Below are 15,336 nucleotides of genomic sequence, written 5' to 3' on the forward strand. Positions count from 1 at the left end.
CAGTTGGGGGATGCCGCGTCGTGCGGACTCGGGCGCGATCTAGGTGGCTGCGTCCGAATCGACGATGCCGCGCAGCATGATGTCGCGCATGGCTTGGCCGACTTCGGCGCCGGTCATCTCGCCGCCCGGGCTGTACCACCGGTGCATCCAGTTGACCGCGCCGAGGATCGTATACGTCACCATCCGGGCGTCCAGGTCAGACTTGAACTCCCCGTTAGTAATTCCATCCTCGATGATCGACCGGACGGCCTGCTCGAAGCGACGCGCACTGTCCAGGAAAACCTGCTGCAACTCGGTTCCCGACGAACTGATCCAGCGCGCATCCTCCTGGACGTAGATGTTGAGAAACGGGTACTGCTTTTCGTAGGACGTGGCCAACATCTCGATCACCTGGGAGATTCGATCGATCGCCGGACCCTGCTTGGCCGCCACCGCTTCGGCACTCGTGACATTGAAATCGGTGCTCTGGCGCACCAACTCCAGGAAGATCTCGTCCTTCGTCGCGAAGTAGTAGTAGATGTTGGACTGACTGACGCCGAGATGCTTGGCGATATCGGTGATGCTGGTGCCGTTGAATCCGTTGATCGAGAACACCTCAGCGGCCTTCTCGAGAATCTGCGCGCGCTGTTCCAGCCAGACCGGGCTGCGTTCCTTGCGCGCGAGCTCGCGCCGTTGGGCAATCTTGCTGGGCTTACGCGCCTTCGACTCCGTCATGAGCCGGCTTCCCCGTCGTCCGATACTCCTCCGGTACCCACCTGCGAATCAGAGCGTGCGGTGCCGGCCGGTTGATCCGTCATCAGCATGTCTTCCATGCTCTCATCCCCCGCACGACCGCACGACATCCAGCGCACGGAGATTCGACCCGAGGCCTGAGAGCGCCTCTCGGGCCGGTCACGTCCGAGCCGCTACGGACCGGCCGAAGCCGGTGTGCAAGAAGACGTGCTGGCCACCGCCATGGCCACCGGCGCACGGCGTCTGGGCTTTACCGGCGCCAGTCCTGAGTTCACCGGCGCACGGCGCAGCCACGAAGGTCATGTCGGCCGAGATTACCGGCAACCAGGAGTTGCGTCAATAGTTATATTGACGCAGATCACACCGTGCTGCTCAACCGGTCATAGGTCGCAGCACTGTTCCCCTGATCCCGCAGCAGGTGCTTACGCACCCGCGATGTGGGCGTCTTGGGCAGCGCGTCCGCCAGTTCGAGATAACGCGGCTGCATGAACGCGGGAAGACGCTCGCCGAGGAACTCGACCACCTCCGCAAGACGGATCTCCCGGCCGGGTTCAGGGACGATGAACACCTTCACCTCGTCGTCACCCGCGTACTCGCCGGGGTGGGCCACACAAGCCACCTCGTCGATGCCGGGGAATGCCAGCACTTCCCGCTCGACCTCGAAGCTGGAGATGTTCTCGCCCCGTCGGCGCAGTGAATCCTTGTAGCGGTCATGGAAGTAGTAGAAACCGTCCGCGTCGGCGCTCACCGCATCCCCGGTGTGGTACCAGCCGTCCCTCCACGCCGCCTCGGTCGCCGCGGTATCGCCCTGGTAACCCAGCGACATCAGGATCCGTTCGTCCGAGCGCACGATCAGCTCACCGATCGTGCCCGGCGGGACGTCGCGGCCCTCATCGTCGATCACCCGTGCATGGAAGCCGGCGCGCACTGTTCCACAGCTGCCCGCCGGTACCGACTGGTCGATCACCTTGGTGATCACCATGCTCGTCTCGGTGGATCCGTACGCCGTGCACAACCCGCGTAATCCGAACCGTTCGATGAATCCTTCTGCATCCGATGGCAATGGGGCCGCGAGCAGGAACTCCATGCTGTGGTCACGGTCCTCGACCGAGACCGGCCTGGACTCGAGATACTGGGCGACTGTGCCGGGTGCGACGGCGAAGGTGGAACCCAGTTCCTTGGCGGTCCGCCAGTACGTCGACATCGCGGGCGACCGCCGCACGACGATCGTGCCGCCCACCCGCAACATCTGCACCGACGGCGCGAACGCCGAAAGATGGAACCAGGGCAGATCAGCCTGGAAGACCGATTTCTCGGTGAGCCCGGCGCCCTCGATCAGCCAGTCGACGACGCCGCAGAAGTACGCATGGGTGCTGATGGACGCCTTCGAGGGGCCCGTCGTACCCGAGGTGAGGAGTAGGCAGTGTGGGTCCGACGGCAGCACCACCGGCGTCGGGGGCACTGCCAGGTCACCCGCCTCGCACAACAGCGCGGGGTCGACCTGTCGCCGCGCCCAGTGCGGCGACAGGTTCTGCGCCTCGGCCTCCTCGGCGACCACGACAGTCGGATCGATCCGCTCACAGGCGTTGGTCAGCATCTGACCCCGGTAGGCGGGATTGACCGGAGCGATCACCGCTCCCAACAGCGTCGCCCCCCACCAGGTACGGATCCAGCCCGGGCCGTTGGACAGCAGGATCATCACCCGGTCACCCGGGCCGACTCCCTGCGCCGCGAGCACAGCGGCCGCGCTCCTACCCGCCTCGAGACTGTCCTGCCACGTCCACGTCACGCCGCCTTCGAACTTCACCAGCGGCCGGTCCGGCCAGGTCGCCGCTCCCCTGAGGAGAAGTTCGAGGATGGTGTCGGATTCGGGCATGTGGGTCCTCCTGGGGCTACGGGTTCCAGCGAGCCTACGGTGTTTCTCGGCAGGCGATAGCGGGCAATCGAACCGAGCTGGGTGACGTGCGGGTGGTGCGACTCTTCCCGCCGGAGATCGTCCGGCGGGAAGAGTCCGCGTGAGCGTGGTTGTACGGTAATACTTCTCAGAGTTCGGGTGAACTAGTGGAAGTCCATCCAGTGTCCGTGCGGGGTCCAGCCCACAGCGAAGGGCAGCACCACCTTGGCCACCGGGCCCGAGGGCAGGTCGTCTGCGTTGAAGACCATGAAGTCGGTGTGGCGTTCGTTGAAGTACGACACCGGGGTGATCAGGTAGCCGTCACCCTCTGGTGCATCCGGGGTGCGCGGCACGAAGACCGACTCGTACACCCCGACCGGACGGTCATGCTTGATCGTGTAGCTGTCCTCTTTACCGGTGTGCACGTTGCGGCGCATGACGGTGTTCATCCGCATGCCGTCCTTGACCCGCTCGCCGGCGGTGTAGAAGCCCCACTCATACGGCTTGCCCCAGAACCGCTCATCGATCTTCGGCAGCTCCGCCGGGGTATCGCTGAGGTGTTCGCTGGTGGCCCTGCCCTTTTCGAGGTCCAGGACCCAGCGCCCGATGCAGGTGGTACCGACCTGCCAGAACGGGACGAACGGTCCGCCCGGAGGGAACACCTCATCGGTCTTGAACGGTGGCGAGTTGAAGATCGGTCCGTCGAGCACGATCTTGCCGTCGATCTCGTTGGCCGACAACGTGTGCATGATGTATTCCGGCTCGAAATCGGCCTCGATCCACTGCACCGGGCCATCGATGTCATCACGGCGGATCACCGCGATCACCGTCGGCAGGCTGGTGTCCCACCCATAGATTCCGCGCCCCTGGGCGATACGGGCCCGATCCTGCAGGAACGGCGCGAACGCCACGATCGCGTAGTTCTCGGTGATCCACATATCGTGGGCGATCGCGCAGTACGGCCCGTCATCGAGATGCTTGGTGCGCACGACACCGTCCAAAGTGACACAGTGCACGCTGATGAAGGGCTTGCGATCGCGATAGGTGCAGCTCCACAGCTCCTCCTTCACGTCATCCCACTTCGGGTGCGGCCCGAACGCGCCGTCACCGAAGCACACCTTCTCGAACAGGCCGTCGGAGAGCTGACTGGACCACGGGACGATCCCCTTGGTCTCCAGGGTGATCGGATCCAAAGCGATCGGCGGACAGCCCTGCTCCGAAAGTGCCAAAACCTCACCGTTGAACGGCATCGCGTTGATATTGGCTGTGCCCTGCGGGATGCCGGCATTGTGCTCGTCGCGGATCGCGTCACCCAGACCCCAGGCTCGCCAATCATCGAATTTGCCATCGGCATAGGAGAACAACGACCGGCCCGCACGCTCCTCGGCGACGAACTTCGGCGTGCGCACCCAGCGGTTGCGGAACTCGACCTTGCCGTCCCGAAACACCAGGCCCTGCACCATGCCGTCGATGGTATAGACGGTTTCGAGGCCCTGCTTGTTCGGGCGGCGCCAGGTCGGTCCGTTGCGGTAGAAACCACCCTCCAGCCCGTCGGGCAGTTCACCCTCGACGATGCAGTCCTCGATCGTGGCTTCAAAGCGCATGGGCCGATATGGCCCTCGCTGATTCGCGGGAACACCCATAGAGATCAACTCCTTCAACTCAAGCATTGAGACACGCCAACTGGCCACGCTCGCGGTGGCGGCTGTCAATAGCATTATTGACAGCCGCCGGTCCGGGTGTCAACCCCTGGACTCGCCACCGAACTGTCCAGGGGCAGCAGCATTTACATCTGATCTGGAATCAGGCCACGGCAGCGCGGGAACTCATGCACAGCACAAAGCCCGGCGGCGGCGAGCGTGCTCACCACCACCGGGGTTCCTGGGTCTCGCGCTAGCGGAAGTCCATCCAGTGTCCGTGCGGGGTCCAGCCCACAGCGAAGGGCAGCACCACCTTGGCCACCGGGCCCGAGGGCAGGTCGTCGGCGTTGAAGACCATGAAGTCGGTGTGGCGTTCGTTGAAGTACGACACCGGGGTGATCAGGTAGCCGTCACCCTCTGGTGCATCCGGGGTGCGCGGCACGAAGACCGACTCGTACACCCCGACCGGACGGTCATGCTTGATCGTGTAGCTGTCCTCTTTACCGGTGTGCACGTTGCGGCGCATGACGGTGTTCATCCGCATGCCGTCCTTGACCCGCTCGCCGGCGGTGTAGAAGCCCCACTCATACGGCTTGCCCCAGAACCGCTCATCGATCTTCGGCAGCTCCACCGGGGTATCGCCGAGGTGCTCGCTGGTGGCGCGGCCGGCCTGCAGATCGAGCACCCAACGGCCGACACGACTGGTGGACACCTGCCAGAACGGGATGAAAGGACCACCCGGAGTGAAGAGTTCATCGGTCATGAACGGAGGCGAATCGAAGATCGGTCCGTCGAGCACGATCTTGCCGTCGATCTCGTTGGCCGACAACGTGTGCATGATGTATTCCGGCTCGAAATCGGCCTCGATCCACTGCACCGGGCCATCGATGTCATCACGGCGGATCACCGCGATCACCGTCGGCAGGCTGGTGTCCCACCCATAGATTCCGCGCCCCTGGGCGATACGGGCCCGATCCTGCAGGAACGGCGCGAACGCAACGATCGCGTAGTTCTCGGTGATCCACATATCGTGGGCGATCGCGCAGTACGGGCCGTCATCGAGATGCTTGGTGCGCACGACACCGTCCAAAGTGACACAGTGCACGCTGATGAAGGGCTTGCGATCGCGGTAGGTGCAGCTCCACAGCTCCTCCTTCACGTCATCCCACTTCGGGTGCGGCCCGAACGCGCCGTCACCGAAGCACACCTTCTCGAACAGGCCGTCGGAGAGCTGACTGGACCACGGGACGATCCCCTTGGTCTCCAGGGTGATCGGATCCAAAGCGATCGGCGGACAGCCCTGCTCCGAAAGTGCCAAAACCTCACCGTTGAACGGCATCGCGTTGACAGCACCGACACCCTGCGGGATGCCGGCGTTATGCTCGTCGCGGATCGCGTCCCCCAGACCCCAGCCCCGCCAGTCCCCGAATTCGCCATCGGCATAGGAGAACAACGACCGGCCCGCACGCTCCTCGGCGACGAACTTCGGCGTGCGCACCCAGCGGTTGCGGAACTCGACCTTGCCGTCCCGAAACACCAGGCCCTGCACCATGCCGTCGATGGTGTAGACGGATTCGAGGCCCTGCTTGTTCGGGCGGCGCCAGGTCGGTCCGTTGCGGTAGAAACCACCCTCCAGCCCGTCGGGCAGTTCACCGGAGACGATGCAGTCCTCGATCGTGGCTTCAAAGCGCATGGGCCGGAAGGGGCCTCGCTGATTCTCCGGGACACCCATGATAATCCGCCTTTGCTCATGCAACGCAGAATCGACCGGTGCCGGCTGCGTCGTCAATAGAATTATTGACAGCACCGGTCCCGACTGTCAAGACCATGGCCGACTGCAGGAGGTGCTCAACTCACGGGAGTCAGGACGAATATCGGGATCTGCCGATCGGTATTACGCTGGTAGTCAGCGTAATCCGGCCAGCCGCCACCGCGCGTTCCCACCAGAACTCCTTTTCGGCACCGTGAACCTCCCGGGCGTCATAGTCCGCACTGACCGTTCCATCCTGCAACTCGACGCGGGGGTTCTTCGCGACGTTGTAGTACCAGACCGGGTGTTTGGGTGCGCCACCCAATGAGGCGACGATCGCGTAGCAGCCGTCGCACTCGACTCGCATCAACGGAACCTTGCGCAACTTACCGGTTTTGGCTCCCACACTCGTCAACAGGACCACCCGCTTGCCTTTCAGTACCGCGCCCCGAGTTCCGCCGGATTCCAGGTACTCCTCGGCATTTTCGCGGGCCCAGTCCCACGCGCATGGCTCATATTCTCCGACAAGTGGCATACCGCGAGCATAGCGACCGATCACCGCCCTGATCGGCGTTTGCCGATCACAGACAAAGCGAATATTGCTATCTACCAACGCCTTACGTCATGCGATGAGACCGAGTTGCTGAGCCCGACTGGCGGCTTCCGCACGATTGCGCACGCCCAGTTTCCGATAGACGGCACTCGCGTGTTGCTTGACCGTCCACCGCGACAAGTTCAGCCGCGTCGCCACTTCCGGATTACTCAGCCCGGAGGCGACGTGCTGCAGAACATCGAGTTCACGTCTGGACAGGCGGGCCGCGGCGACGGTCGGCGGCTTCGGGAACGCCCGGCCACCCTCCGCGACACGTCTGATCGCGTCGACCATCGCCTCCGACGGCATCAGCTTCGGCAGGGAGGCCACCGCCCCGTGTTTCACGGCCAACGCGGCCGACAGGGGTGCTTCCTCCGACATCAACACCACCTTGATCTCGGGCATCCGCTCCGCCAGCGTGCGGCACAGGGTGAAGCCCGACCGCCCCGCCAAGGAGGTACTGATCAGGACCAGTTGGGGCCGACGCCGCTGCACCACCTGCCAGGCGGCGGCCGCAGACGCCGCCACCAGGCAGGTGGCCACCCACGGCTGTCCCGCCAGGACTGCACGCACGCCGGCGCCCAACAACGGATGTTCGTCGACCACCAGAACCCGCTGCGGCCCAATGTGATCGAGCAACGGTGTGCGCGCATCCGGTCCGGTGCCGACGAGGCCGACCGAACCGGCATCGCGCCCTTCCGTGGACATGGAGATACCCTTCCTGATCGAGCAACCGTCGACTGCGACAGCTCTCGCGCCAAAACTGAAGTCAGTCGTCGTAGACGATGACGCCGCGCAGATTCTTACCGTCCTTCATATCGCTGAAGGCCTGGTTGATGTCTTCGAGTCGATAGGTCTGCGTGATGAGCTCGTCGAGCTTGAGCTTCCCGCCGCGGTACAGATCGCAGATCCGCGGGACGTCATTGCGCGCGATGGTGTCGCCGTAGAGCGAGCCTTGCAGTCGCTTTCCGGACATGGCCACCGAGAACAAGTTGATCTGGACGTCCATCTGTGTCGCTGGAGCCGCCGAGGTCAGCACCATCACCCCGCCGGGGCGAGTCATCGCTTCGGCACCGGCCAGCAGATCGCCGGCCAGCACGCCGACGGTGATGATCACCCGATGGGCCCCTTGGCCATTCGTCAGTTGCGCCAGAATCGGCGCCGCTTCCTCGATGCTGGACACTGCGTGGGTGGCGCCGAATTCCTTGGCCTTGTCCCTCTTGAACGCCACCGGGTCGATCGCGATGATGTCGCGGGCGCCCTTGTGCACCGCACCCTGGACCGCGTTGATCCCGACCCCGCCGATGCCGAGGATGACAACAGTGTCACCGAGCTGCATATCGGCCGCGTAGACCGAGGAACCCCAACCGGTCGGCACCCCGCAGCCGATCAGGGCGGCCTTGTCCAACGGGATGTCCTTGCCGATCTTGGTGACCGAATTGCGGGGCGCGCACACGTACGGCGCGAAGGTACCCAGGTAGGACATGCATCCCACGCCCTGACCGCGCGCGTGCACGCGGTGCGTTCCATCGGGCGCGACACCGCCGAGGATCCCCGCGCCGAGCACACACAGGTTGCCACGGCCGGACGCACACAAGTCGCAGTGCCCGCAGGCCGGCAGGAACGACATCACCACGTGATCGCCGACGGCCAGGTCGGTGACCCCCGGTCCCACCTCGACGATGACGCCGGCGCCCTCGTGGCCGCCCAGCAACGGGGCGAACGGGATCGGGATCACTCCGTCATCGAAGTGGTTGTCGCTGTGGCAGATTCCCGAGGCGGCCAGTTTCACCAATACTTCGTGCTGCTTGGGCGGGTCGATCTCGATCTCTTCGACGCTCCAGCCGGAGTTGGTGCCCGGCTCCCAGAGCAATGCGCCTTTGGTCTTCATACGGTTCTCCTCTGCCTGGAATCGCTTGTCACCACTGGATCATCTTGGTTTCGAGGTACGCCGCGATCCCTTCCGGACCGCCTTCCCGGCCGTGCCCGGACTGTTTGAACCCGCCGAAAGGCTGAGACGCGCAGACGGCGTGGCTGTTCACGAAGATCTGGCCGGTACGCACCTCGCTGACCACACGCTTGGCGATCTGCTGGTCATTGGTGTAAACCGACCCCGACAGCCCATAGGGCGAGTCGTTGGCGATATCGATCGCCTCGTCGATGCTGTCGTAGGAGATCATCGAGATGACCGGACCGAAGATCTCTTCACGAGCAATCCGCATGCTGTTGTCGACATCGGTGAACAGCGTGGGCTCCACGTAGAATCCCTTGTCCAGGTGCGCCGGTCGGCCCCCGCCGCAGGCGATCTTCGCGCCTTCCTGGCGGCCGATCTCGATGTAGCTCTCCACCCGGTTGCGCTGACGCTCCATGGCCAGCGGTCCCAGCATGGTCGCCGGATCGAACGGATCGCCCACCACCATCCCGCTCATGGCGAAGGCCATCGCTTCGGCGAATTCCGCGGCACGCGAACGGGGAACCAGCACCCGGGTCAGAGCCGCGCAGATCTGTCCGGAGTGGCCGATGCCGCCGGCCAACAGCGTCGGCAGGACATCGCCGAGTTCCGCGTCGTCGGCGATGATCGCCGCGGATTTGCCACCGAGTTCGAGGGAGACCCGCGCGATGCGTTCACCGCACAGGCTGCCGACACGTTTGCCTGCTTCGGTGCTGCCGGTGAAGGTGACCTTGTCCACGTCCGGATGCCTGACGAGGTGTTCGCCGACCTCGCGTCCGGCCGGGAGAATGCTGACCACGCCCTCGGGCACGCCGGCGGCCTCCAGGCATTCGGCCAGCATGTAGGTCGTGAGCGGTCCCTCGGGCGCCGGCTTCAGGACGACCGTGCAGCCGGCCGCCAACGCCGAGCCCAGCTTCAATGCGGCGCCGCCGACGGGTGCATTCCACGGAATAATCGCGCCCACCACCCCGACGGGCTCGCGGACGATGCTGACATTGGCGTCACCGTCGACGCGGTCCTCGACGAAGGCCACCCGCTCGTGCAGACCGGCGGCCTGCCGCAGCATCTGCACGGCCATCCCGTGCAGGGGCCCGCCGAGTGCCACCGGGGCACCGATCTCGGCGGCGAACACCGCGGCGAATTCGGGCACCCGCTTCTCGACCTCGTCGGCGATCCGGTTCAGCAGCTGACTGCGTTCCTCCGGGCTCGTCTTGCGCCAGGGTCCGGCGAACGCATCGCGGGCAGCTGCCACCGCACGGTCGACATCTGCCGGCGTGGGCTCCGGGACACGGGAGATGACCTCCTCCGTGCTGGGCGAGATCACCTCGATGTGCGCATCGCCGGCCGGTTCGACCCATTCCCCGCCCACATACAACTTCTCGAAAGCGGGGACGGACTTCTGGTCCATTACTGACGTCATCGAACACTCCTCTGCGCGGTTGGTGCGGGTTGGTCTGGGTCGGGGCGCCCGGTGGCACGGGCCAGACTGCGGTGCATCTCGGTGACCGACGGCTCGTTCTCACCGATGAGCAAGCTGTCACGGAACCCGCTCTGCACCGCCGCGTTGATCCCGGGCACCTGCGCGTAGTCCTCTTCGGCAAGCGCCACCCTGGCCCCTTCGTAGAACGGGCCGATCGCGGCCCGCTCGTCGGCGGACATGTCGGCCGGCAGCATGATTCGGTTGTCGGTCAACTGTTCATTCGGTTCGCGGCCCGGGAACACCCGCGTGATGAATCGAATCCCGACGAAATCCGGTGCGGTGATGATGGTGTTGGGCCACAAGTAGAGCACGGTGTTGTACGGAGCGGCCTCGAGTCCGTCGAGCACCGTCTCCACGTCGGGCGCCGCGGCCATCTCGGTGACCACGTTCATCGACCAGGTGGTCCGGAGGTGACGCCCCTCCGGTCCGAATGCGTCGTGGGTGGACACGTTGCCGATGAACGACGGGGCCAAGGTTCGGGCATGCACCGTCTTGACGTGGTAGCTCTCCAGGTAGCCGCACAGGGCGACCTTCCAGTTGACACCGTGCGGCAGATTCTGCAGTTCTTCGACGGCGAAGACGTCCAGGTCGCACATCTGCAGCTGAACGGCGAAGTCACCGAGAAACACGTCGATGTCCATCTCGATCGTGGGATCGAGCACCACGAAGATCAACCCGTGCCGCTCCGCGCAGGGCAACTCCACCAGCCCGTTGTCGCAGAAGTCGATAGCGCCGAACTTGGCAGGCTGCGTCACCGAGCGCAACTCGCCGGCCGGACCATAGGTCCACGCATGGTAGGAACAGCTGATCCGCTTCTGGATCTGGCCTGCACCCTCGAGCAGTTTGGCCCCGCGGTGCGAACAGGAATTCAGGAAGGCTTTGACCGACCCGTCGTCCTGTCGGATCAGCATCACCGGGACGTCCTGCAGCAGCTCGGTGCGATAGGTCCGCGGACCCGGCAGCTCGCTGGACAGTGCGGCCACCAGGGGCACGGTGCGCATCAGCGCCCGCTCGGCGGCCGCCACGTCGGGATCCAGATACTCACTGGCCGGCACCAGGCGGGCGCCGTCGGGGTGTACGTCCGTGGTGCCCGCCCGCACATGTTCGATGTGGCGCAGCGTCAGTGCCCGGCGTGTCCGTTCCGGGAGATCACCGGTGTTCGTGGCGGACTCGATGGTCATGCCGGGTTACGCTACCGCTCCTCGGCAACGTCCGTCAATAGCACTATTGACGCCACTCGGGGTGGACTGTTTGGATCCACTCCGGCGCTTTCGCCACAGCCCCGCGGCGCAGTATGCAGTCACCCCGACCCACCCGAACAGGAGTCCGGCGTTTTCATGAAGATTCGACTCGACCGACCCACATGTCAGGCACATGGCCTTTGTTACGCAGTCAATCCCGCACTCTTTCCGATCGACGACGACGGATACTCGACACTGACCGAGCACGAGCTCGCGCCGGGCGATGAGCACGACGCGCGTGCCGCCGTGGCGGCCTGCCCCGAGGGCGCGCTCGCCATCCGATCGGAGTGACCCGCCGGGTCGCCGCGCACGCATCGGCAAACTTGTCAATACCTACATTGACAGTCCGCGGCGGCCGCCGCTATGTTCGTGGAGATCGCCGGCTGCATCGAAGCCGAGTGCGTCTGCGCACCAGCCACCACGTGTCAGAAGAAAGGCCAGCCATGTCCGAAGCCGAAAACCGTGAGTTCATCCAGGAGCTCTACGCAGCTGTCGCCGAAGGCAATGTTGCGCCCCTGTTCGCCGCGATGAACGAGGACTTCGTCACCTACGAGGCCGACTCGCTCCCCTTCGGCGGCGAGCACCGCGGCTTGGAGGCCAATCAGCGTCTGGTGCAGTCCATCTCCCAGTACGTCGACTTCACCACCCTCAAGATGGACCATTTCCTGGCCGGAGGCGATCTGGTGCTGGCGCTGGGCAGCGTGGTGTGGCAGGGACTCGAAGGTGACCAAGCCATCGAGATGCCGTTGGGTGAGGTGTGGGAGGTCCGTGACCGCCGGCTCATCTCATCACGTCCGTTCTACCTGGACACCGCGGCCATGCTGACTCCGGCCCCGAAAGCTGCTGACGTCTGACCTATTTGCACTGACATCGCCCCGCCTGTGATCTGTCCCCGCAGGCGGGGCGATGTCGTGGACGGTCTACGGCCTTCCGTACACGGCCACCACGACGGTTCGATCGAGGTTGTTCTCCGACCAGACGCCCATTTCGGTGTTCGCGCAGTTGGCCATGATCGCGTACTGGACGGGGTCGTGATACCACCGGTTGATCAACTCGATCCCGCTCATCGCCAGAGCAGGATGGATGGCCACGGTCTCGGCGACCACGGCGCGGTAACCGGCCGCGTGAGCGCGATCCTGAGGTGTGGACCCGTCCGTGCCGGTGTCCCCCTCGAGCTGCCGGTTCCGTATCAGGTCCTGGGCGTGCCACTGGGCGGCCAGGCGCAGCTGCGGGCTCGGACGGAGTTCACCGGTGCAACCTGCCTGCCGTTGCACGGTATACACATTCCCCACCACACTGTTGTTGAACCGGACGTTGTCCGCCCGCGCGGCCGGGGTGCCCAATCCCGCAGCGGCGCAAAGCACGACGCCTGCTGCCAGTGCAGATCTCCAACTCGGCGGCGTCTTCGAACTCAGCACACGATCTCCCTACCCGGATTGAACAGTTCTCTGGTCGGCGTCCGCCTCATGACTCACACCGGGGTGAAATCCGAGATCAGCCAGCGTCCGTCGACCTTCTGCATCGACACCCGGATGCTCGAGGCGGTGTCGGTCGGCGCGTCGGCACCGACCGTGACCGTCTGATTGACGAGCACCAACGCCACGGCGTGGTCGGGCGCGGCCGATATCGAGGCGGCCGCCGGCACCGTGGCCTGTGCACCGATCTTCTGCTGTTTGGCAGCCGGGATCACCACCTCCTCGGTGAGTCTGGCGTACTCGGCCTTGAAGTCGCCGGTGAGCAGATTCTGAGCGGCAGCCAACTCCTGCTCGGCGGTATCCGGTTGATAGGACAGCAACGCGGCGACCGCGTCCTTGGCCGCCTGCAGCGACTCGGTCTGCGCAAGCTCGGCGCCCTGCACCGTCGACTCCTGCCACTTCAGATACCCGGCGGCCAGCGTGAGCGTCAGGGCCAGTGCCGGCAGCAGCCCGTAGGCCACCACGCCGGCTGTGCCGATCCTGCGTCGTGCCGCGGCAGGCCGATGCTCGGCTTCCTCGTCTTCGGGCACCACTGTTTCGCGATCACCGAGATCAGCGTCGATCGACATCGTCAGCACTCCGTCCATTACCTCAGCCGCGGTCCGTGGGTTCGCGGGTCAGTTCACAAAGACGACTTCGGAGACTTTCGCTCCGTCGCCGGAGTTCTGTACGCCGATCCGCATCCGCCACAACCGCTCCGGTTGATCGGGTTCGCCCGGCGTGACTGTCTTGATTCCGACCGTCACCAGCACCTGCGCCCGATCCTCCGACAGGGACTCCACGGCCGCTTCGGTGACCGTTCCGCGCGAGGACGATCGGGTCTCTTTCAGCACCTCGAGAAAGGGGCCCGAGTTGTTCTTGAAATCGTCGTGGAACGCGCCCGTCGACGAGTCCAGAATCCGCTGTACCGCAGCGTCGGCGTCGGATGCCTCGATGGTCGTGAGGTCCAACGCGCCTTGACGACCCGTACTGAGGAAGAGTTCTCGCTGCGCCGCCAGGTCATTCGTGGCAGCGGACCGCACGCCGAGCCAACCGATCAGTCCGCCCAGTACCGCCACGATGACCAGGCCCAGGATCAGTGCCGCCCGAACCGGACGTGCACCAGCGCGATCGGGCTCGGCACCCTCCGTCAGTTGGCGGGTGACGGCGTCAGCATCGTCTGCCACGTCTTGTCCTTCGGTGCATTCTGGCTGAGATCACTCTGGGTGTAGGTTTTTCCGTCCGGTCCGATGTAGGACCCGGTCGCCGGGTCGTACAGCGCCGTGGCGATCGCCGGTGGCGACACCTCCGGTGCCGGACCGGGAGCCGGCGAGAGCTGAGGGACATCCTGACCACTGAGCGTGGCGTTCGGGTCACCCTTCCAGTTGTGGCCGTCGTTGAGCGGCACGTACTCGTGATCGCTCTCGCACATTTCGACGGTGGGTGCCCGCTTGCCGGGCCGAGTCAGGCACGGATAGTTACGGGCGCCACGCACCGCGGTGAAGCGTGAGTCCTGCGGTATCCGGCAGTAACGGTCTCCCGGCGGCCCGTCGGGAGCGTCCTCGAAACTCGGTGGCCGAATCTGTGATGCCGGAAGGAATCCCGTCGAACACGTCGGCGGCGCATTGAGGTTGAGGTTGAAGTTCAACAGTGTTCCGTTGAAGGGTGTCTTGACGTCCTGCAACATCACGGCGCTGCCCGACATGCTGGCGACACCCTGGGGCAGCAGTACCAGTAACTGTTCGATGGCCGGTTGATAGGCCACCCCGACGTTTCCGATGGTGACCAGGTTCGCCAACAGTACCGGCAGGGTCGGTTGCCATCGTTCCATGAGCGCACGGGCCTCATCGGCCGCCGGTGGACCGGCGGTGAGGAAGCCCGACACACCCGCGTCGTGGTCTTGTAGCGATCCGGTGATGGACGCCAGGTTCGCGGCCCACGCCTGGATCGAATCCGCCGTCTGCGTCTGGGAATCCAGCACGGGCTGGCTGTTGTCGATCACCGAGGTGATGGACTCCAGGTTCGCCCGGGAGTCGATGGCCAACGCGGTGGTGCCCTTGACGAGCCGGGCGATGTCGGGCCCCATACCGCCGAAGGCCTGGTAACTCTCCTCGAGCACGGTGCTGAGGTCGTCTCGCGGGATGGCCTGCAGCCCCCTGTTGGTGGCGTCCAGCAGACCGTTGATGTCCGGCGGCACGGTGGTGCGGTCCATCGGTATGACGTCCCCGTCCTGCAGCGGCCGCGACGTGCCGTTGCGGGGCAGAAGAGCGATGAACTGTTCCCCGATCGCGGACTGGCTGTGCACTTCGGCGTCCAGGTCCGACGGGATCGGGATATCGGAGTTCAACGACATCACCGCGTGCACCCGGCCGTTCACGAGGTCCACGCTCTTGATCCGGCCGACCTCCGTCCCCCGGTAGGTGACGTTGCCGGCCGCGTAGAGACCACCGGCACGCGGGAGTTCGACGGTGACGGTGTACCGGCCCACGCCGAAGATGAGTGTCGGGGCCTTGATGTAACCGAAGACCATCACGGTTCCGGCGACCAACGCGATCGAGAAGAACACCAGCAGTTGGAGTTTGATCCGCCTGGTCAGAATCAT

Annotated in this window: 13 protein-coding genes and 2 pseudogenes; 2 read left to right on the top strand and 13 right to left on the bottom strand. The window is 64.8% G+C overall.

Going from position 1 to position 15,336, the window contains the following annotated elements:
• Positions 1-39: 39 nt before the first annotated feature.
• The 9 genes and pseudogenes from K0O62_RS27315 to K0O62_RS27355 all read right to left on the bottom strand — a co-directional run bounded on the left by K0O62_RS27315 (position 40) and on the right by K0O62_RS27355 (position 11,220).
• The gene (locus K0O62_RS27315; protein WP_073857263.1) at positions 40-714 is read right to left on the bottom strand and encodes a TetR/AcrR family transcriptional regulator; all 675 of its coding nucleotides are present in this window, start codon (positions 712-714) and stop codon (positions 40-42) included.
• 376 nt (positions 715-1,090) lie between these two features.
• Positions 1,091-2,608 (bottom strand): AMP-binding protein, encoded by a 1,518-nt coding sequence (locus tag K0O62_RS27320; RefSeq protein WP_073857264.1) that lies wholly within the window; start codon positions 2,606-2,608, stop codon positions 1,091-1,093.
• A gap of 182 nt (positions 2,609-2,790) precedes the next feature.
• Positions 2,791-4,230, bottom strand: coding sequence for a carotenoid oxygenase family protein (locus K0O62_RS27325; protein WP_079244401.1), 1,440 nt, complete (start codon positions 4,228-4,230; stop codon positions 2,791-2,793).
• A 289-nt stretch (positions 4,231-4,519) separates the two neighbouring features.
• Positions 4,520-5,959, bottom strand: coding sequence for a carotenoid oxygenase family protein (locus K0O62_RS27330; RefSeq protein WP_220045481.1), 1,440 nt, complete (start codon positions 5,957-5,959; stop codon positions 4,520-4,522).
• Between the two features lie 155 nt (positions 5,960-6,114).
• Positions 6,115-6,551: pseudogene (locus K0O62_RS27335) on the bottom strand (nitroreductase family deazaflavin-dependent oxidoreductase).
• An 87-nt stretch (positions 6,552-6,638) separates the two neighbouring features.
• Positions 6,639-7,316 (bottom strand): response regulator transcription factor, encoded by a 678-nt coding sequence (locus tag K0O62_RS27340; RefSeq protein ID WP_079244867.1) that lies wholly within the window; start codon positions 7,314-7,316, stop codon positions 6,639-6,641.
• Between the two features lie 61 nt (positions 7,317-7,377).
• Positions 7,378-8,499 (bottom strand): NDMA-dependent alcohol dehydrogenase, encoded by a 1,122-nt coding sequence (locus tag K0O62_RS27345; protein WP_073857266.1) that lies wholly within the window; start codon positions 8,497-8,499, stop codon positions 7,378-7,380.
• 28 nt (positions 8,500-8,527) lie between these two features.
• The gene (locus tag K0O62_RS27350) at positions 8,528-9,979 is read right to left on the bottom strand and encodes an aldehyde dehydrogenase (RefSeq protein WP_073857267.1); all 1,452 of its coding nucleotides are present in this window, start codon (positions 9,977-9,979) and stop codon (positions 8,528-8,530) included.
• The gene (locus K0O62_RS27355; protein ID WP_073857268.1) at positions 9,976-11,220 is read right to left on the bottom strand and encodes an aromatic ring-hydroxylating oxygenase subunit alpha; all 1,245 of its coding nucleotides are present in this window, start codon (positions 11,218-11,220) and stop codon (positions 9,976-9,978) included. Before K0O62_RS27355 ends, K0O62_RS27350 begins: the two co-directional genes overlap by 4 nt.
• 156 nt (positions 11,221-11,376) lie before the next feature.
• Here K0O62_RS27355 and K0O62_RS27360 point away from each other — a divergent pair, with 156 nt between their 5' ends.
• Positions 11,377-11,571, top strand: coding sequence for a ferredoxin (locus K0O62_RS27360; protein WP_073857269.1), 195 nt, complete (start codon positions 11,377-11,379; stop codon positions 11,569-11,571).
• Between the two features lie 152 nt (positions 11,572-11,723).
• Positions 11,724-12,134, top strand: coding sequence for a nuclear transport factor 2 family protein (locus tag K0O62_RS27365; RefSeq protein ID WP_073857270.1), 411 nt, complete (start codon positions 11,724-11,726; stop codon positions 12,132-12,134).
• A 23-nt stretch (positions 12,135-12,157) separates the two neighbouring features.
• Here the strand turns inward: K0O62_RS27365 and K0O62_RS27370 are convergent.
• The 4 genes and pseudogenes from K0O62_RS27370 to K0O62_RS27385 all read right to left on the bottom strand — a co-directional run.
• Positions 12,158-12,623, bottom strand: a pseudogene (locus tag K0O62_RS27370) (CAP domain-containing protein); the annotation flags it as partial.
• A gap of 128 nt (positions 12,624-12,751) precedes the next feature.
• Positions 12,752-13,324, bottom strand: coding sequence for an Rv1363c family protein (locus K0O62_RS27375; RefSeq protein WP_234800162.1), 573 nt, complete (start codon positions 13,322-13,324; stop codon positions 12,752-12,754).
• Positions 13,325-13,372: 48 nt separating this feature from the next.
• On the bottom strand, positions 13,373-13,921 hold the full coding sequence (locus tag K0O62_RS27380) for an Rv1363c family protein (RefSeq protein ID WP_073857272.1): 549 nt from the start codon (positions 13,919-13,921) through the stop codon (positions 13,373-13,375).
• Positions 13,885-15,336: an MCE family protein gene (locus K0O62_RS27385; protein ID WP_073857273.1), complete on the bottom strand. Its 1,452-nt coding sequence runs from the start codon at positions 15,334-15,336 to the stop codon at positions 13,885-13,887. The genes K0O62_RS27380 and K0O62_RS27385 overlap by 37 nt, the downstream gene beginning before the upstream one ends.

This window comes from Mycolicibacterium diernhoferi (assembly GCF_019456655.1).
In the GTDB taxonomy this organism is placed as follows: Bacteria; Actinomycetota; Actinomycetes; order Mycobacteriales; family Mycobacteriaceae; genus Mycobacterium; species Mycobacterium diernhoferi.